The 18,762-nt window shown below is 74.1% G+C and carries 16 protein-coding genes and 1 pseudogene; 8 read left to right on the top strand and 9 right to left on the bottom strand.

The window, feature by feature from the left end; translation table 11 throughout:
* Nucleotides 1–285: 285 nt before the first annotated feature.
* On the bottom strand, nt 286–789 hold the full coding sequence (locus BN6_RS11165; RefSeq protein ID WP_015099728.1) for a hypothetical protein: 504 nt from the start codon (nt 787–789) through the stop codon (nt 286–288).
* Nucleotides 790–1,045: 256 nt separating this feature from the next.
* Here BN6_RS11165 and BN6_RS11160 point away from each other — a divergent pair, with 256 nt between their 5' ends.
* Nucleotides 1,046–1,720, top strand: a complete 675-nt coding sequence (locus tag BN6_RS11160; protein ID WP_015099727.1) for a hypothetical protein — start codon at nt 1,046–1,048, stop codon at nt 1,718–1,720.
* 6 nt (nt 1,721–1,726) lie between these two features.
* Here BN6_RS11160 and BN6_RS11155 read toward each other — a convergent pair whose 3' ends face one another.
* Nucleotides 1,727–2,230 (bottom strand): GNAT family N-acetyltransferase, encoded by a 504-nt coding sequence (locus BN6_RS11155; protein ID WP_041312576.1) that lies wholly within the window; start codon nt 2,228–2,230, stop codon nt 1,727–1,729.
* A gap of 179 nt (nt 2,231–2,409) precedes the next feature.
* Here BN6_RS11155 and BN6_RS43525 point away from each other — a divergent pair.
* Nucleotides 2,410–2,923: pseudogene (locus tag BN6_RS43525) on the top strand (helix-turn-helix domain-containing protein); the annotation flags it as partial.
* Nucleotides 2,924–3,118: 195 nt separating this feature from the next.
* The gene (locus BN6_RS11150) at nt 3,119–4,174 is read left to right on the top strand and encodes a hypothetical protein (RefSeq protein WP_015099724.1); all 1,056 of its coding nucleotides are present in this window, start codon (nt 3,119–3,121) and stop codon (nt 4,172–4,174) included.
* On the opposite strand, the gene BN6_RS11145 is transcribed toward BN6_RS11150, so the two are convergent.
* The 7 genes from BN6_RS11145 to BN6_RS11120 all read right to left on the bottom strand — a co-directional run bounded on the left by BN6_RS11145 (nt 4,143) and on the right by BN6_RS11120 (nt 12,277).
* Nucleotides 4,143–6,998, bottom strand: coding sequence for an AfsR/SARP family transcriptional regulator (locus BN6_RS11145; protein ID WP_015099723.1), 2,856 nt, complete (start codon nt 6,996–6,998; stop codon nt 4,143–4,145). The genes BN6_RS11150 and BN6_RS11145 overlap by 32 nt on opposite strands.
* A 280-nt stretch (nt 6,999–7,278) precedes the next feature.
* Complete coding sequence (locus BN6_RS11140; protein ID WP_015099722.1) at nt 7,279–8,235, bottom strand: ABC transporter substrate-binding protein; 957 nt, start codon at nt 8,233–8,235, stop codon at nt 7,279–7,281.
* Entirely contained in the window at nt 8,232–9,077 is an 846-nt protein-coding gene (locus BN6_RS11135) for an ABC transporter ATP-binding protein (RefSeq protein WP_015099721.1), read from the bottom strand. Before BN6_RS11135 ends, BN6_RS11140 begins: the two co-directional genes overlap by 4 nt.
* Complete coding sequence (locus tag BN6_RS11130; protein ID WP_015099720.1) at nt 9,077–10,105, bottom strand: FecCD family ABC transporter permease; 1,029 nt, start codon at nt 10,103–10,105, stop codon at nt 9,077–9,079. The genes BN6_RS11135 and BN6_RS11130 overlap by 1 nt, the downstream gene beginning before the upstream one ends.
* Complete coding sequence (locus BN6_RS11125; RefSeq protein WP_015099719.1) at nt 10,102–11,121, bottom strand: FecCD family ABC transporter permease; 1,020 nt, start codon at nt 11,119–11,121, stop codon at nt 10,102–10,104. The genes BN6_RS11130 and BN6_RS11125 overlap by 4 nt, the downstream gene beginning before the upstream one ends.
* A gap of 305 nt (nt 11,122–11,426) precedes the next feature.
* Nucleotides 11,427–11,612: a hypothetical protein gene (locus BN6_RS48600; RefSeq protein ID WP_015099718.1), complete on the bottom strand. Its 186-nt coding sequence runs from the start codon at nt 11,610–11,612 to the stop codon at nt 11,427–11,429.
* Entirely contained in the window at nt 11,609–12,277 is a 669-nt protein-coding gene (locus BN6_RS11120) for an aldo/keto reductase (RefSeq protein ID WP_231905204.1), read from the bottom strand. The genes BN6_RS48600 and BN6_RS11120 overlap by 4 nt, the downstream gene beginning before the upstream one ends.
* A gap of 83 nt (nt 12,278–12,360) precedes the next feature.
* Between BN6_RS11120 and BN6_RS50150 the strand changes: the two genes are divergently transcribed.
* From BN6_RS50150 to BN6_RS11090, 5 genes are all read left to right on the top strand, one after another.
* Nucleotides 12,361–13,395 (top strand): helix-turn-helix domain-containing protein, encoded by a 1,035-nt coding sequence (locus BN6_RS50150; RefSeq protein WP_084672628.1) that lies wholly within the window; start codon nt 12,361–12,363, stop codon nt 13,393–13,395.
* 77 nt (nt 13,396–13,472) lie between these two features.
* On the top strand, nt 13,473–13,964 hold the full coding sequence (locus BN6_RS11110; RefSeq protein WP_015099715.1) for a hypothetical protein: 492 nt from the start codon (nt 13,473–13,475) through the stop codon (nt 13,962–13,964).
* Nucleotides 13,965–15,257: 1,293 nt separating this feature from the next.
* Nucleotides 15,258–16,157, top strand: coding sequence for an SAM-dependent methyltransferase (locus tag BN6_RS41785; protein ID WP_015099713.1), 900 nt, complete (start codon nt 15,258–15,260; stop codon nt 16,155–16,157).
* Between the two features lie 154 nt (nt 16,158–16,311).
* On the top strand, nt 16,312–17,790 hold the full coding sequence (locus BN6_RS11095) for a class I adenylate-forming enzyme family protein (protein ID WP_015099712.1): 1,479 nt from the start codon (nt 16,312–16,314) through the stop codon (nt 17,788–17,790).
* Nucleotides 17,787–18,698, top strand: a complete 912-nt coding sequence (locus BN6_RS11090) for a DMT family transporter (RefSeq protein WP_015099711.1) — start codon at nt 17,787–17,789, stop codon at nt 18,696–18,698. The genes BN6_RS11095 and BN6_RS11090 overlap by 4 nt, the downstream gene beginning before the upstream one ends.
* The last annotated feature ends 64 nt before the right edge of the window (nt 18,699–18,762 follow it).

Raw genomic sequence — 18,762 nt, 5'->3', positions numbered from 1 at the left:
GCGCAACCTCCGGCCGCGAGTCGTCCGGCGCAACCCGTGCGGACGCGAGTCTTTCGAGCACGGCGGAACGCAGCAGGCGCAGTGCCCCGGTGCGACCCGGCCCGGTGCAGCGCGGCGTGGCGCAGCCCCCCGGTGCGGCCCGGCCCGGTACAGCGCGGCGAGGCGCGGCGCCCCGGTGCGGCAATCCGGTGCGGCCCTGCCCGGCCCGGTGCGGCGACCCGATGCGACCCGGTGCGACCCGGCGGCGCGGTGGTGCGCGGCGTGCGGCGGCGGCGAGTGGCGGGGCTAGCGGGAGCGGTTGAGGAGGGTGGTTGCGTTGCGGGCCAGGAGGTCGAGGCCGTACTTGCCGATGAACCGGCGGTTCTCGACCAGGTTGTTCTCGGTCGTCGTCGTCACGGCGTACGGCATCTCGAGGCCCGGCAACGGCTCGTTGCCCCAGCGGGTGGCGGGGGTGCACGGGTGGGACACGCCGGATTCGAGGATCAGGTAGTAGTCCGTGCCGTCGGCGTCGCCGGCCTCGACCAGCCAGCCCCGACCCACCACCGCGTACCTGTCCTCGATCCGGCTCTCGGGCTGCGCCGGCTTGCGCAGGAACCTCTTCACCGGCGGCGGCGTGATCCGCTCGCGCGTCTTCACGTACAGCGTCCACGTCGGCACGTCGTTGGTGCGCATGAGCTGGACGAACTGCCGGCAGTGCCGGTGGCTCTCGTCGGCCTCCGCCGCCATCCGGTTGCGGTGGGCGTCCTGCTCCCGCTGCTGTTCCCGCATCCGTCGCGCAAGCTCGTCCATCGTCGCCTCTCTTGAACCCGTGACACCTCGCGTACCCGGAACAGTGTGGCGGAGCGGCCCGCTCGGCGCGCCGTCGTCCGGTGCGGTGCGCACGCCGCCCGCAGGATGATCGTCGTGTCGCAATGGGACGTCGTGGGCGAGGACCGGCGCGCTACACGTCCCTCGGCACCGTTATTCCTTCGTGCCGAACGGTTCTCCAGCGTCCCCGATCAACCGCGCAGCGTGACCACCGGACGCCTCGTGGTGGAATGGCCCCATGTCTGCCCGTGACGTCGCCGCACGCCTCCCGGACATCGCCGCGCTGCGGGACCTGTGCCGGTCGATGGCCATGGTGGAGGCGATCCTCAACCCGGACAACGAGTACCGCCGCCACGGCTACGACGCCCGCTGGTCCGGGGCGCGAGAGCTGGCGTGGATGGACAACGGGGCGGGCGACGAGTACTCGGTGGTGTTCTCGGCGGCCGGCGCGTACGTGCGCGGGTTCGACCACCACTCGCCGATGAGCCCGTTCGTGGCGGAGCCGCGCCCGTGGCCGGGGGTGCTCGACTCCGTGCCGGAGGTGTTCCACGACTGGGTCCGGGAACCGTCGTTCGCCGACGAGGACGGCCTCCCCCGCGTGACCGCGTGCCTGTGGCGGGAGCCCGGCGACGACCGGTGGCGGACCGGGGACGTCGACTTCGACGGCACCGACGAGGTCCCGGACGGGGCCGACTACCTGTTCGGCCTGCTGATCGACGGCACGCCCGAGGGGTACCGGGACTGGGCGCGGGACTACTACGAGACCCCCGTGGACCTCGACGCCGTCCGTCACGTCTACGCGCTGCGCCCGTTGACCCCTGGGGTGGTCGCCGCCCTCAACCCGGAGGTCACCCCGGCCGGGTTGGAGAACGCCGTCACCGCCATCGGCTACCCACCGGCCGACACGCCCTGAACGCCGTCACGGCAGGGTGCGCGTGAGCCACACCAACCCTCCCCGGTCGCCTTCCTCGACGCGGTCCTGCTCGAACCCGAGCTTCTCCAGCACCCGCAACGACGGCGCGTTCCACGCTCCGACCGTCGACCACAGCCGGGTCCACCCGCCCGCGATCGCCGCGTCGAGCACCGCGCGGGCCGCCTCGGTCGCGTAGCCGAACCCGTGCACCCGCTGGAACAGCTCGTAGGCGATCTCCGGCTCGTCGAGGCTGGCCCGCCCGATGATCAGCCCGCAGTACCCGATGAAGTCCCCCTCGACCCGCCGGCGCAGGGTCAGCAGCGCGATCCCGGTCCGGGCCGTGGCGGCGAGCTGGGACTCGATGCGCTCCTGGATGTTCTCGACCGCGGGCACCCCGCCGCCCCGTTCGGTGACGAGCGCGCGGTACTCCCCGACGTCCGAGGCGACCCAAGGGCGCATCACCAGGCGTTCGGTTTCCAGGTGCAGCGACATCGACCGTTCCGGAGCCATGACCCAGCCTAGCCCGGCCCCTGTCCACACCTTCGCGGCCTCGAACCCTTGCATCACCGGCACAAGGGTCCATCCGTGCTGACGCTGGCCGGCCCGCTCGGTGCTGGAACGGCAACGTTCGTCGCCGGTTCCGGGACGACATGCTGTCCTGGCCCCATGGCACCGTTCGACCCGAGCGGACCGGGATCTCCAGGAGCACGCTGTCCCGGCTGGAGGTCGGGCAGCGCCGGCCGAGCCTGGAGCTGCTGCTGCCGATCGTCCGCACCCACCGGGTGCCGCTGGACGAGCTGACCGGCGGCCCGGAGGTGGCCGATCCGAGCATCCGGCCGACGCCGCGGCGGGTGGACGGCAGCGTCGTGCTCCCGCTCACCCGGCAGCCGGCCCCGCTGCACACCTTCAAGACGATCATCCCGCCGGACCGGAGCACGCCCGACCTGTGCACGCACGAGGGCCACGAGTGGCTCTACGTCGTCTCCGGCCGGCTGCGGCTGGTGCTGGGCGAGCAGGACCTGGTGCCGGCGGCCGGTGAGGCCGCCGAGTTCGAGACCCGCCTCCCCGCACTGGTTCGGCAGCACCGGGGCGGGCCCGGTCGAGGTGCTCAACATCCTCGCGCAGGTGGACGGCCGGTGGCAGCCCCCGGCGGTTGGGCGCGGCGAGTTCGTTGGTCAGGTCCTGGCACCGGATCTGTTCTGACGGCGATGCCCGTTCGGGAGGTATCCGGGCGGTCACAACGGGTTCCGGCTCGCCCGCGACACACCCGCCGCCGCCCCCGGTGCCCAGGTTGTGCGCGGCGGCTCCGCCGGACAAGCTCCGTTGCCGAAAGCGGGACGCGCCGGACCTTTCGACGTGACAACGGATACACGGCCCCGCCGGCGGTAGGTTGGCGGCGTGGAGTCCGAGGGCAGCAGCGGGGGGAAGCGTCCGGCACGTGAGGTCCCGGTCGCCGCGACCGCCGTGCTCGACCACCGCGCGTACTACGGGCGGGCGTGCGGTGCGGGCTTCGCGCTGGTGTCGCCGGACGGGGCGCTCACCGTTGTGGACGACCGGTTGGGGGTCGTGCGGCAGGTCGACCTGGGCGGGCCGACGGGCGACCTCGCCGTGTCGGCGGACGGTGCCGGGTGGGCCTGGGTGGTCGACGGGCGGCTGCGGCTCGGCGACCCCGACGACCCGGTGTCCGTGCCGCTGCCCGGCGAGGCCGCGTGCCGGTGGCTGCCGTCCGGGCAGGCGCTGTGGGTGGCGCACGGCACCGGGGATCACGTCCACGTGGAAGTCCGCACGCCCGACGGCCGCGTGCGGACTTCGGTGACGGTGCCGGACGAGTTCGGCGGCTCCTCGGTCATGCTGCTCCCCCACCCCGCTCCGGACGCGGTGGTGCTGTGGGTCGCGGCGGGGCAGGACGGTCAGCGGTCCTGGCTGCTGCGCGATCCCGCCGCCCCCGCGGCCGACCCCCTGCCGGCCGACGACTGCCTGCCCGCGCTGGTCGGCCCGGACGGCACCTGGCTGCCGGCCGCCGACGACGACCGCCTGGTCCGCCGGTCGTGGCCGGGCGGTGCCTGCCTGGGCACGTTGGAGTGGGCGGAGGTCGACCCGGACGCCGACCGGGACGGCACCGACCTGCCGGGCGCGGACCTGGTGCTGCTGCCGGGCGGTGCCGGCTCGTGGAGCACCGGGAACGGCAGGCTGCGCACGGTCGACCTCACGACGATGTCCGTCGTGGACGAGATCGCCCTGGCCGGCCACCCGGTGCTCACCACCGCGCAGCTCTACCCGGCCCTGGCCGACGACCACAGTCCGTGCGGGGACTTCGCGTACTCGGTGCGCGGCAGGGGAACCTCGGTGCTGACCGTGCACAAGGACGACGTGCTGGTCCTGTCCGACCTGCGGGACTGGACGCCGCGATCGCCTGGGGCGCTCAACGGTCCTGTCGGCGTTGTGCTGCGGTGAGTTCGTCCAAGCGGCGTTGTACGCGTTCGGCGTCGGGGGCGCGGCGTTGCGACCGGCACAGTTCGATGGCGCGCTGCCAGGCCGTGCGGGCTTCGGCGTGCTCGCCGAGGGCGAGGTGGGCCACGCCCAGGTGTTCGAGGACGTCGACTTCCAGGAAGGCGTTGCCGATCCGGCGGGACACCTCCAGCGCTTCGCGGAGGTGGCGCACCGCGACGGTGTGCCCGCCGGTCTGGCCGGCGATGTAGCCCAGACTGTCCAAGGTGGCCGCTTCGCCGTCGCTGTCCCAGTGCTGCCGGTTGAGGGTCAGGGCCTGTTCGCAGAAGGAGCGCGCGTCCTCGTACGAACCGAGCATCGCGTACTCCCAGCCCGCGTGGTTGAGCGCCCTCGCCTCGGCGACCGGGTCGCCCAGCTCCCGGTACAGGCGCAGGGCGGCCATGGCGTGGCGCAGCGCCTGCTCGTGGTCCTCCACCAGCTCCCAGTGGGCCGTCAGCCCGTGGTGGCAGTGCGCCTGGGCCTGGAGGTCGCCCGCCAGCTCGGCCAGCGCGAGCGCCTGGCCCAGGTGCTCGAACCCCAGTTGGTGGCGGCGGATCCGGCTGTGCGCGGTGCCCAGGTGGCGGTGCGCCTGGATCTGCGGGCCGAGCGCGTCGAGCTCGCGGGCGGCGGCGAGGCCGACCCGCCAGCCGTCGATCAGGTCGTGGAACAGGCCCTGCCGGCCGCGGAAGGTGTGCAGCACCCAGGACAGCCGCCACACCTCGGTGTGCCAGCCCCGGTCGGCCGCCGCCTGCTGCGCGGCCACCAGGCACGAGCCCTCCACCGCGAACCAGCCGGCCGCCGCGTCGGCGTCGGCGAGCCGGGCCGGCGCGCAGCCCTCGGCCGGCGGGTCCAGCCCGATCGGCGGGCGGTGCGGCTCCAGCAGGCGGTCCCCCGCGTACGCGGTGTGCGTGTAGCAGTCGACCAACCGGTGCAGGGCGGCGTCCCGTTCGTCCGCCGACAGGTCCTGGCGGCCCTGCTCGGCGGCGTACAGGCGGACCAGGTCGTGCATCCGGTACCGGTCGGGCACGTGCTGCTGGACCAGGTGCATCTCCTCCAGCTCCCGCAGGACGTTGCGGCACCGGGCGACCGGCAGCGCGCACAGGGACGCGGCCGCGAGCAGGCCCAGGTCCGGCCCGGGTGCGACGCCCAGCAGCGCGAACACCCTGGCCGCGACGGCGTCCAGCGCCTGGTAGGAGCAGGCCAGCACCGAGCGGACGTTGGCCGTCAGGTCGCCGGTGTCCAGCGCGTCCAGCCGGTTCGCGACATCGCGCAGCTCGGCGGCGAGGGTCGCCAGCGGGAAGTCCGGGTGGGCCGCCGCGCGGGCGGCCACCACGCCCAGGGCGAGCGGCAGGCCGGCGCAGCAGTCCAGGAGTTCGGCCGCCGCACCGGGTTCCGCGTCGACGCGGTCGCGGCCCAGCCGCCGGACGAGCAGGTTGCGCGCCTCGCCGTCGGACAGCCGGTCCAGGTCCGCGGCGAACGCGCTGTGGTTCGCGCACAGCCCGGTGAGCCTGCTCCTGCTGGTGACCAGGACCGCGCACGTCGGGCTGCCGGGCAGCAGCGGCACCACCTGCGCGCTGTCCCGGGCGTTGTCCAGCACGATCAGCATGCGCCGCCCGGAGACCAGGCTGCGGTACAGGCCGAACTGGGCGTCGAGGTCGACCGGGACGGCGGCCGGGACGACCCCCAGGGCGTCCAGGAACCGCCGCACGACCGTGGCCGGCGGGATCGGCGCGTCGAGCGGGTCGAAGCCGCGCAGGTTCACGAACAGCTGGCCGTCCGGGAACCGGTCGAGGTTGCGGTGCGCCCAGTGCAGCGCCAGCCACGTCTTCCCGATCCCGCCGATGCCGCCGATCGCGGTGATCACCACCGTCGTGCCAGCGTCGACGTGCCGGCCCAGCGTGGTGGTGAGGAAGGCCAGCTCGGCGGCCCGGCCCGCGAACAGCCTCGGCGCGGAGGGCAGCTGGCGCGGCACCGGAGTGCCGCCGGGCGGCCCGAGGGAGAACCCGGGGGACGGCCCGGGGGACGCGTCGGTGGGCGTCCGCGCCAGGGCCGGCGCGGGATCGGCGGTGATGATCTGCTGGTGCAGCCGCCGAATCGGCGCGCCCGGGTCGGTGCCCAGCTCCTCCACCAGCCGCCGGCGCAGCCCGTCGTAGTGCGCGAGCGCGTCGGCCGACCGGCCGCTGCGGTGCAGCGCCAGCATGAGCTGGCCCGCGACCCGCTCGTCCAGCGGGTGCCGCCGGGCCCGCGCGGCGAGGTCGGCGAGCAGCGCCGCGTGGTCGCCCAGCCGGAGCCGGACGTCGACCAGGTCGAGCCGGGCGGCGTGCAGCTCGTCGACCAGCGTGGAGCGCACGACGTTGAGCCACGGGACGTCCAGGCTGCCGAACGGATCTCCCCGCCACAGCGCGAGGGCGCGTTCGTAGAGCTCCTCGGCGTCCTCGTCGCGAGGGGCCGCCCGCGCGTCGCGGGTCAGCCGGCGGAAGTCGTGCAGGTCGACGGTGCGGGGGTCGGCGGTGAGCCGGTAGCCGTTGGAGAGCCGCACGATCCGCACCCCGGCCGCCGGCGCGAGGCCCCGCCGCAGCCGGGAGAGGTAGCTCTGCACGATGGCGGCGGGCCGGCGCGGCACCCGCTGCCCGCCCCACACCCGGTCCACCAGCCGGTCCACCGACACCGGGTGGTCGACGTCGATCAGCAGGACGGCGAGCAGGCACCGCCCCTTGGCCGAGCCGACGTCCACCGGCCGGCCGTCGACCGTCGCCTCGATCTCGCCGAGCAGTCGGAACTCGACCGTCATCCCGATCCTCTGGGTCGATGCCGCGGTGCGGATCACCGCACGCTTCCTATCCGCTCCGCGCCACCGGCTCAACCCCTACTGGGAGGTCGCGAACGTTCGACCGCACCAGGTGGTCCGTGCGGCAGCGGATCGTGCGTCGGCTCGGCCCAGCCGCGCCCGCAGCGTCTCGATCGCCGCTTCCGGCGCAACCGGACCCGCTCACGGGACCAACCGACTCGCGGGCCAGGGTCAAGGCGACCCCGGCCCGCGAGTTGCCGCAGTGCGCCCCCGTGCCGGCGGGCTACTTCGTCAACGTCGAGGCGAACAGCGGGACGGCCTTCTCGATGGCGTACAAGGTGCCCAGGGTCGACCCGCTGCTGAACGCGTTGACCAACGTCTTGTCGTCCATGATCAGCAGGTGCCCGGCCCGCGCCGCCGGGAGCTGGTTGAGCACCTGGTCGGCGCGCAACGGTGCCGCGTCACCGCCGATCGGGAACACGACCGTGAGGTCCGCGCTGAGCAGTTCGATCTGCTCCCGGGACAGGTCGACCGCGAAGCTCGTCCCGGCGAGCGCCTGCACCTCGGGCTTGTTCTTCAGCCCCAGGCCCTCCACGAAGTCCACCCGCGAGTCGCCGCGGACGTAGGCGGAGTACTTCTCCGAGTAGTACGCGCCGATCGCGGCCGTCTTGCCCGCGAACACCGGGTTGTCGGCCTTGGCCCGGTCGAACGCCGCGTCGACCTCGCCGATGAGCCGGCGGCCCTCGTCGGGCTTGCCCAGCGACTGGGAGACCAGCTCCATCTGCTGACGCCACGTCGTGCCGTAGGACACCACGCCCGCCGGACCCGACACCGTGGGCGCGATCTTGCTCAGCTCGCGGTACTTCTCCTCGGAGTTGTCCGAGCGGGTGTTGAGGATCAGGTCGGGCTGGAGCTGCGCGATGGCCGCGTAGTCCGGTTCCAGCGTCGGCAGGATCTTGGGCGCGGTGGTGTACCTGCCCGCCGCCCACGGTCCGACGCCCTCGCCGCCGAACGCCAGCCAGTCGGCGGCGGCGATCGGCCGCACGCCCAGCGCCAGCGCGGTCTCGGCGTCCGACCAGCCCAGGGCGACCACCTTGGTCGGGTTCGCGGGCACGGTGACCGGACCGAACATCGTCTGCACGGTGGCACCGGAGGCGGCGGGGCCGGCCGTCTCCTCGACCTGACCGCACGCGGTCAGCAGGACAGCGGCGGCGATCGCCGCGGCGAGGCGGAATGTCACGGAGTTCCTCCTTGTGCGCGGCGCTGGTCCTCCGGCGGGGGATCAGCGCAGTGGTACCGGCCCACGGGCACGACCATCGGCGTGCCGGACAGCGGGTCCGGCACGATCCGGGACCGCAGCCCGAAGACGCGCTCGATGACGTCCTCGGTCAGCACGTCGGCCGGCGGGCCCTGGGCGACGATCTCCCCGGCGCGCATCGCGACGAGGTGGTCGGCGTAGCGGCAGGCCAGGTTCAGGTCGTGCAGGACGACGACCACGGTCGTGCCGCGGTCGCGGTTGAGGTCGGTGAGCAGGTCGAGCACCTCGACCTGGTGGGTGAGGTCGAGGTAGGTGGTGGGCTCGTCGAGCAGCAGCAGGTCGGTGCGCTGGGCCAGCGCCATCGCGATCCACACCCGTTGCCGCTGGCCGCCGGAGAGCTCCTCCACCGGCCGGTCGGCGACCTCCAGCGTGTCGGTGGCCGCCAGCGCCTCGGCCACCGCCTGGTCGTCGCGCCGGTTCCACCGCCGGAACCAGCCCTGGTGCGGGTAGCGGCCGCGGCCGACCAGGTCGGCGACGGTGATGCCCTCGGGCGCGACCGGGCCCTGCGGCAGGATGCCGAGCACGGCGGCCAGTTCCCGGTTGGGGATGGTGTGCACGTCCCGGTCGTCCAGGTAGACGGCCCCGGACACCGGGGCGAGCAGCCGGGCGAGCCCGCGCAGCAGGGTGGACTTCCCGCACGCGTTCGGCCCGACGATCATCGTCACCCGGCCGGGCGGGATCGTCACCGACAGCCCCTTGACGACCTCGCGGCGGTCGTAGGCCAGCCGCAGCGCCTCAGTGCGCAGGGTGTGCTCCGCGGTCATCAGCCGCCCTTCCCGGTCCGGTTCGCCCGCGCCAGCAGCAGGAGCAGGTAGGGGGCGCCGACGGCGCCGGTCAGCACGCCCACGGGGTAGGACTGGTCGACCGGCAGGTTCTGCGCCGCGCAGTCCGCGCCCAGCACGACCGCCGCACCGACCAGCCCGGACGCGACGAGCGCGGGCCCGCCGTCGCGGACCAGCCGGCGGCCGATCGGCGCGGCGAGCAGCGCCACGAACGCCACCGGCCCGGCGGCCGCCGTCGCCGCGCCGGCCAGCAGGACCGCGCAGGCCAGCAGGCCGAGCCGGACCGGTTCGACGGCCACGCCCAAGCCCTTGGCCGCGTCGTCGCCGAGCGTGAGCAGGCCCAGCGCCCTGGCCAGTGCGGCGACGGCGGGCAGCAGGACGGCGAGCAGGACGGCCAGCGGCACGACCTGCGTCCAGTTGCGACCGTTGAGGCTGCCGGTGAGCCACACCAGGGCGTCCTGGGCGGTGGCCACCCGGGTGCGGGTCAGCAGGTAGGACACGACGCTGAGCAGGATCGCCGCCAGCCCGACGCCGACCAGCACCAGCCGCGAGCCGGTCACCCCGCCGCGCCAGGTCAGCAGGTACATCACCACCGCGGTCAGCAGCGCGCCCGCGAGCGCCAGCGCGGAGAGCGCCGGCCCGCCGACCCCGAGGACCGCCAGCCCGAACACCGCCGCCGCGCTCGCCCCGGTGCTGATCCCGATCACGTCGGGGCTGGCCAGCGGATTGCCCAGCAGGCTCTGGAAGACCGCGCCGGACACGCCGAACGCGAGCCCGACCAGGATCGCCGCGAGCGCGCGCGGCAGCTTCAGCTCCAGCACGATGTAGTCGGTGGCCCGGGATCCTTGACCGACCACTGTGGACAGCACGTCGGGCAGCGACACGTGCCCGCGCCCCAGGGTCAGGGCCACCGCCGTGAGCACGACGAGCACCGCGACCAGTCCACCCACCACGGCAGCCTGCCGCCGGCGGACGCGGAACCGGGCCCGCGCGATCACCTCGGCGCTCACGGCGCGGCGACCTTCCGCCCGCGGACCAGGGCGATGAACACCGGCGCGCCGATCGCCGCGGTCAGGATGCCGACCTGCACCTCGCCGGGGCGCGCGACCACCCGGCCCAGGACGTCCGCCCCGAGCAGCAGGACCGGCGCGAGCACCATCGAGTAGGGCAGCAGCCACCGGTGGTCGGGGCCGGTGACGGCCCGCGCGAGCAGCGGGACGGCCAAGCCGACGAAGGCCACCGGGCCGACGCTCGCCGTGGCCGCGCCGCACAGCAGGACGACCGACGCGCCCGCGAGCGCCCGGCTCCGCGCGACGTCCTGGCCCAACGACCGCGCCAGGTCGTCGCCCATCGCCAGGGCGTTGAGCGCGCGGGCCGAGCCGAGCGCCAGCACCAGTCCGAACGAGATGAACGGCAGCACCTGCCAGAAGATGTCCATGGACCGCCCGGCCAGCGCGCCGACCTGCCAGAACCGGAACTGGTCGAAGGCGTCGGTGCTGGTCAGCAGCACGGCGGTGGTCATCGACACGAAGGCCGCGTTGGTCGCCGCGCCCGACAGGGCCAGTTTCAGCGGCGTCGCGCCCTCGCGGCCGAGCGCGCCCACGCCGTAGACGAGCACGGCCGCGAGCGCCGCGCCGACGAAGCCGAACCACACGTACCCGGCGAGCGCGGTCACGCCGAACACGGTGATCCCGACGACCACGAACAGCGCCGCGCCCGCGTTGATCCCGAGCACACCGGGGTCGGCCAGCGGGTTGCGCGCCACGCCCTGCATCACCGCGCCGGCCACGCCGAGGGCCGCGCCCACCAGCAGGCCGACCAGCGTGCGGGGCACCCGTTCGTCGCGGACGAACAGGTGGTCGTTGTCGGTCGGGTCGAACCGGGTGAACGCGTCGACCACAGTGGACAGCGGGATGGGCTTGGCACCGACGAACACGCTGACGACGGCCACGGCGGCGAGGCCGAGCAGGGCGACGACCAGCCAGGCCGACAGGCGTCCGGCCCGCCGCGCTCCCGCCTGTCCCATGCCACCTCCGCAGCCCGCGTCCGACCAGCTCCTTAGGTTAGGCTAACAAGACAGCGGCGCGTAGTCGCAACGCCGTAGCCGCTGCTCACAACGGCCCACCGGGTCACCCTCCGTCGCCACCGGTCCTGGAGCGGCCGGACGTCGGCGCGGACCGGATCGTGCCGACCGGGATGCTCCGGTACGGCATTCCGGGCGAATAAAAGCACGATCCGACCTTGGCGCTCGCGCGACCTGTCCGGAAATGCTCATTCGCCGCGAGGCAATTCGCCTTTCCGTCCACCTGCACGGGAGCGGGTCGACGCCATTCAGCGCGGCTCGACCAGGGTCGCGGTGTCGCCGAACACGAACGACGACGGCTCGCACTCGGCGATGAATTCACCGGGGAACCCGAGCCGGAACGCCGTCGCCGCCTCCAGCCGGGCCACCGCGTCGTCGGGCAGCACGAGGTCGAGCGCGGCGAGGTTGTCGGTGAGCTGGGCGACGCTGCTCACCCCCGACCAGCGGCAGCACCGACCGGAACCGGCGGCGGGTCCACGCCGGCGCCACCTGCGCCGGGGTCGCGCCCAGCTCCCCCGCGACCTGCTGGACGGCGGCGACCACCGCCCGTTCCCGCCCGGTGAGCGAGGCCGGGTCGGCCCGGCGCGCCGGCGGTGAACGGCGTCCAGCCGCGCCAGTCCGCGAGGGTGTTCGCGCGGGAGACCACCCAGGCCGGCGCGTCGGAGATGCCGGTGCAGAGGACCTTGCCCGCGCGCACGGCGCCATCGAGCGCGCGCAGGGTCTCCTCGACCGGTGTGTGCCGGTCCCAGATGTGCACCCAGTAGAGGTCGACGTGGTCGGTCCGCAACCGGCGCAGGCTGCGCTCCAGCGACACGGTCAGGTTCTTGCGGTGGTTGCCCGAGGCGTTCGGGTCGGCGGCGTCGCGGGACAGCGTGTACTTGGTGCCGAGCACGAACCGGTCCCGCCGCCGCACGACCGAGCCGATCAGCTCCTCGCTCCGGCCGTACGCCGACGCGGTGTCCAGCACGTTGCCGCCGGCGTCGGCGTAGGCGTCGACGATCCGCCCGGCCTCGGCCGGGTCGTCGAAGGTCATCGTGCCGAGCAGCAGTTCCGAGACGCGCAGCCCGGTGCGGCCGAACAGGCGGTACTTCATGGTCATGGCCCCAGCGTGCAACGGCCGGCCCGCCGTGGGGAGGCCCCGCAGGGCCCCTCTGCGCACCCGGCGCGACCTGGACTCGGAACATGGCCGAGAACGCACTGGGCAGGTTCCTGCGCGCCCGGCGGGAGGCCGCCGCCCCGGCCGGGTTCGGGCTGCCGGACGGCACCCGCCGGCGCACGCCGGGGCTGCGCCGGGGTGAGCCGGCGGTGCTGGCCGGGATCAGCGTGGAGTACCTGACCCGGCTGGAGCGCGGCCGCGACCGGCACCCGTCGGCGCAGGTCGTCGGCGCGCTGGCGGACGCGCTGCGGCTCTCGTCCCACGAGCGCGTGCACGTGCACCGGCTGGTGAAGGCGGGCGGCGCGACGTGTTCGGCGATGGCCGCGCCGCGCCCGGTGCGCCCCACCGTGCCGGCGCTGCTCGACCGGCCGGAACCGACGCCGGCGTACGTCGTGGACAGCGGGGGTGACGTGCTCGCGTGCACCACCGGGTTCCGGTGGCTCGCCGAACGAGTTCGGCCGGCGCTTCACCGCCGCGACCGCCGTGCCCGACGGGACCGGGGTCCGGTCGTGGCGGCACCCGGTGGCCGGCGTGCTGGACCTGGCCTACGAGAGCCTGACCCTGCCGGGCGACCGGGTGGCGGCCGACGCGCTCGCCGCCCGCCTCGACGTGGCGTCGCAGTCCGTTGTTCGCGCGGTGATCGGACGGCCCGTCACGATGGCCGGGCGATTCGTCACCCGAAACCCGTTCGGGTGAAACGATGGTCGCCGACACCGTCGCCACCGACACCGGAGAACCAGCCCGACTTCGCCACCAGGCACTTTCCGTCCGGGCTCGCGGCGGCCCCGGGGTGTCCACGACCGCGCCCAGGTGATGGACCTGCGGATACGGACCGCAGTGGCGTCGTGGACCGCTCGCCGGTCCGGTGGCGCCGCCACGCCCCGCCGGGCACCGCGCGAACCCGGCGCGAACGGAGATCCGGGCTGGTCAGGGCGATTCGACGACGGTTCCACCAAAGGCCAGCGAAACGGTTACCGTCCGAATGGCGATGTTCACTGGATTGGGTGACTTGTGTACACCATGCGGCTATCTGGCGATTTCGGGCCGGAACATCCCGATAGTGTCCCCGTCGTTCGACATCCGAAGCGTTTCACGGACCTCGTCGGGCATTCGCAGGGAAATCGAAGGAGAACCTACAGTGTTGAAGAAGGCCGGTATCGTGTTTGCCGGGGTCGCCAGTCTGTTCATGATTGGTGGCACCGGCATGGCCTCCGCCGGTGAGGTCGAGGGTCATGACTTCGCGCCCGGCGCTCGGGAGATCGTGCACAAGGACAACGTGATCGGCGTTGACCAGGTCAGCGTCGCCGACGGTGCGGCGGCCAACGCGCTGCAGTGCGTCAGCGTGGCGAAGCCGCAGATCCCGGTTGCGGTCGGCCTCGTCGCCGTCGCGGCGGCCGTGCAGGACATCAAGCCCAACGTGGGCCTGCCGGAGATCAACGTGCTGGGTGGCCACAACGGCGACACCACCACCAGCACCGTGATCAACGAGCAGACCGGCAACAACAGCTGCGCCGGTGGCAACGGCAACGGCGCGGGCGGCAACGAGGACAGCGACGGCGCCGGCGTGGTGGGCGTCAGCGAGGCCCCCGGCGTCGCCATCGCCAACCTGACCGGCGAAGCGAACGGCTGAACATCGTTCAGCACGGCCGAACCCGTCCAGTAGGGACGGTTGCCCGCGGGGTGCCGGGACAAGCGGACACCACAGGCAAGGGGAGCCCGGACTCAACACCGGGCTCCCGATTCGCGGAGGCGGCATCGGGTACCCCGATCCTGCCACTCCGGGGGGTGGGATCGAAACCCCCCAGCCCAATAGTCCGTCCGCCGCTCCACCCGGGTCGATCCGTCCGACTCTCCGGGCACCACGCCGCCGGCTCCGTCCGGCGCACGGTGTCGCGGAGGTATCGGGAAAGGCCGTAGCCAGACCGGATCCCGCTGATCGGGCACCAGCCCGATCAGCGGGATCTTCGGCTTTTCCCAGTCCCGCCAACCACTTCCGCCCCACCGACCGCCCCTCGCGTTGGGCGCCCCGCACCTCTCCGCCGCGCCGGACGGGAACCGGCCCCGGACGTGACGGTCCTGGGTGTCGGGATGCACAACGCGATCGCCCAGGCCAAGAGGCTGTTCCAGTGCCCCGCGCCCACCTGCGACCGAGGACGCCCGTCGGCACCTCGCCACGCGGCCAGTGGTAGGACGACGTCCGACCGCGAGCCGCCGGGCACCCGGCGGGCGGCCTCGTGGCGTTCCGTCGTGGGCACGGACCGGTCCAGCGACGGGGCGATCACGGCGGTGGGCAGCACGTCCGCCTCGGCCAGGCCCACGAGGATGCCGTAGCGCCGGCACTTGTCGGTGCGGGGCAACACCTACCCCGGCAGTCGGCCGCGTCCAAGGGCAGGTGGGCGGCCCACGCGTAGGAGATCAGCAGTTGCCGCCCGCGCGGCGCGCTGCCGCCGACCCCGTCCACGAACGCGCGGGCCACCTCCCCCGGCGTCGACCGGGCGGCGGTCGCCGCCGACCGCGCGACGACCTCATGCGCGGTCACCGGCTGCCGGACGTCGACCGGCCGGCCCAGGCGCGCGGCCTCGGCGAGGGTCTTCGGCGGTCGGCGCTCCGGGTCGTCCGCAGGCCACGCCGTTGCGGTTGAAGCGGTAGCCGGCGCACCGCATCAGCACGGTCAGTTCGGCACCCTCGGGAATTCGTCGCACCCCCGCACTCTGCGGCACGCCCGCCGCCGTGCCGGTCGGGCCTGCCGGAGGCGGCGAGGTGGTGGCGCAGCGGTATCAGCCGTTCACCGCACGTCGTCAGCCGCCGACGCGGCCAGCCATCGTCCACTGTGGACTGAAGAAGGCCGGGGCCGGCCGCCCGGACCGCATGGCGCACACTGGACCAGGGCCACCATGCGGCACACCGAGGAGGAAGACCGGTCATGACTTCGGACGGCATCGCCGACTCCTACAACGACAACAGCGTGCTCTTCCGCGTGCTCGGTCACGTCGGCTGGGGCGACCTGGTCAACGTCGGCTACCTGACCTGGCCCACCCTGCCGCTGGCGCTCGGCGGCCTGGGGTGGTTCCAACGCCGCCTGGTCCGCCGGTCGCTCGCGCTGCTGGACGCCCGGCCGGGCGAGGCGGTGCTGGACGCGTGCTGCGGGCGCGGGCTCACCACGGCGTGGCTGGCCCGGCGGGGCTGCCGGGCGGTGGGCGTCGACATCCAGCCCGAGCAGGTCGCGCAGGCCCGCGCCCGGTTCGGGCGGCAGCCCGGAGCCCGGTTCGCCGTCGCCGACGTGACCGCGCCGCCGGCGCGGGCCGGGGACGTCGACCTGCCCGACGGCGGTTTCGACCGCGTGCACTGCCTGGAGGCCGCGTTCCACTTCGGCGCGGACGGCCGGCGGGCGTTCCTGGCGTCGGCGCACCGTTTGCTGCGCCCGGGAGGCAGGCTCGTGCTGGTCGACTTCACCTGGCGCGGCAGCGACCCCACCACGATCGACGCCCTCGACCGGGACCGCCTGGTCCGCACCACCTGGCACTTCGAGGAGTTCGAGCCGCTGGACCGCTACCTGACCGCCGCGCGGGACACCGGTTTCACCGTGCGGGCCGTCCACGACTGGACGCCCCACGTCCTGGCCCACTACGGCCGGCTCGTGCCGCCGCTGCGGCGGGTGCTCGCCACCCGGGCGGGACGTCGGGCCGCCCGCCTCTACCGGCCGGCGCTCGGCGCGCTGACCGACGCCGACTGGCGGCACCTGGTCCGGCTGATGGACGCGCACCTCGACGCGTTGGTCACCCCGTGCCGCTACAGCGCGCTGGTCCTGGACAAGCCCGCGTGAGCCGGCGGCGCGGGCCGTAGTGACGTTCGGCGACCCGACCCGGCTGATCGGCGGGTGGGAGCGGGGGCGGTGCGGGAGGTGTTGAGCCCGGACGCGGCGGTGGTGTAGGTCAACATCGACGTGACCGCTGGGCGAATTCGAGGAGACCCTTCCGATGACCGCGAACCTGGCCGGGTACTTGGCGCTCCGGGCGCTCGACAACGGCTGGAACCCCCTGCCCGCCTACCGCGTCGGCGACGACGTGTACACCTACGAGGACGTCCACACGGGTGCGGCGCGGTTCGCCGCCGCGTTACGCGCGCGTGGTGCGGGGCCGGGCAGCCGGGTGGTGCTGGCGCTGCCCGACGGCATCGACCTGGTGTGGGCGTTCCTGGGCGCGGTGCGGTTGGGCGCGGTGGCCGTGCCGGTCAACCGCGCGCTGCACCCGGACGAGATCGTGCGGGCGGTGCGGACCGCGCAACCGCATGTCATCGTCGCCGAAGCCGACCTGGCCGCGCTGTTCGACGCGGTGGTCGATCCGGCGCAGTTGCGTGCCGCGCGCGATGGAGCGGCGGTCGCGGACGTCACGGCGGACACCCCGGCGTATGCGGTGTTCACCTCCGGCACGACCGGCGAACCGAAGCTGTGCTTCCACACGCACGGCGACCCCGGGGTGTACGAGCAGGGCATCGGCGAGGTCCTCGGCGTCACCCCGGCGGACGTCACGTTCTCGGTGTCCCGCATGTACTTCGCGTTCGGCCTGGCGAACTCGCTGCTCGTCCCGCTGCACCGGGGCGGGTCGGTCGTGCTGTCCCGCGAACGGGCCACCGAGGACAGCGCGCTGCACCTGGTGCAGCGCCACGGGGTCACGCTCTTCTACGGCCAGCCCAGCTTCTACGCCCGGCTGCTCGGGCACCCCGACCACGCGAAGCTGACCGGGCTGCGGTTGGCCATGGTCGGCGGCGAGGTGCTGTCGGAGGCGGTGGAGGCGCGGGTGCGCGAGCTGCTCGGCGACCGGCTGCTCAACGTGTTCGGCAGTACCGAGATCGGGCACGCCGCCATCTCCAACGCCCCCGGCGCGCAACGCCCCGGCACGGTCGGCCGCGTGCTGCCGCCGTACCGGATCAGGATCGTGGACGAGCAAGGCGTCGAGACGCCGCCCGGCGTGGAGGGCCGGCTGGAGGTGGCCGGACCGTCGATCACGCCCGGCGTGCTGCACGGCGGCGACGAGTTCTCGCGCGCGGACGGCTGGTACGCCACCGGTGACGCCGCGACCGCCGACGTGGACGGGTACGTGCGGCTGCACGGCCGGCTGGACGACGTGGAGATCGTCGGCGGGCAGAACGTCCACCCCACCGAGATCGAGGACCTGCTGATGCGGCACCCCGACGTGCAGGAGGCGGGGGTGTGCTCGGTCCGGCGGGGCAACGGTGTGACGACGTTGCGGGCTTACGTCGCCCTCACCGAGTCGGCCCGCGAGAACAGGGCACCGGACGGTGTGGCGGAGCGGGTGGGCGCGGAACTCCTCGACACCGCCAAGGAGAAGCTGACCTGGTACAAGGTCCCGGAGGACGTGGTGTTCGTGACCGCGCTGCCCCGCACGCCCAGCGGCAAGCTGCGGCGGCGCGAGGTCCGGGCGCTGGCCGCGCGGTGACCCGTCGGTCCGAAGTGGACTGGAAAACCCTGGCGGCCGTCGTGGTCACGATGGTGTTGTGGGCGTCGGCTTTCGTCGGCATCCGCTACGCCGGGGCGCACTACGAACCCGGCTCCCTGGCACTCGGCCGGTTGCTCGTCGGCGCGCTCGCGTTGGGCGCGGTGGCCGTCGTGAAGGGGGTGACGGCTCCGCCGCGCGCTGCGTGGCCGGGAATCGCCGGGTCGGGCGTGTTCTGGTTCGCGCTCTACACGGTGGCGTTGAACTGGGGCGAGCGGCATGCCGACGCGGGTACCGCCGCGGTGGTCGTCGGCGTCGGCCCGGTGCTGGCCGCGATCCTGGCCGGTGTCGTGCTGAAGGAGGGCCTGCCGGCGCGGCTCGTCGCGGGGCTGGCGATCGCGTTCACGGGAGCGGTGGCGGCCGGTCTGGCGGGCGGTCACGGGTCTTCGACGACGTCCGGGGTGTTGCTGTGCCTGCTCGCCGCCGCCGGGTACGCGGTGGGCGTGGTGGTGCAGAAACCCGCTCTCGCGCACGCGTCGGCGTTGCAGGCCACCACTTTCGGGTGCGCGATCGGCGCGGTGGCGTGCCTGCCGTTCGCCGGGCGGCTCGTGGACGACGTGGTGGCCGCGCCGGCGTCGGCGACGATTTCCGTGGTGTACCTGGGTCTGCTGCCGACCGCGCTGGCGTTCTACACGTGGGCGTACGCGTTGTCCCGCACCACGACGGGGAAGCTCGGGGCGACGACGTACGCGGTGCCCGCGATCGTGGTGCTGCTGTCGTGGCTGCTGCTGGACGAGGTGCCCGGCCCGGTGGCCGTGCTGGGCGGCGCGCTGTGCCTGGTCGGTGTCGCCGTGTCGCGGACCAAGCCCGCCGCGCGGGAACGGGAGCCGGCGGCGCCGCCCGCCGGTTGACGCCCAACCCGCCGGGTCTCGTGGTCCGGGCGCGGCGACCCCGCCGGGTCGGCGTGCCTCGGAC

The sequence above is a fragment of the Saccharothrix espanaensis DSM 44229 genome (genome assembly GCF_000328705.1).
Classification (GTDB): domain Bacteria; phylum Actinomycetota; class Actinomycetes; order Mycobacteriales; family Pseudonocardiaceae; genus Actinosynnema; species Actinosynnema espanaense.
This window is presented reverse-complemented; position numbering and strand designations above follow the sequence as displayed.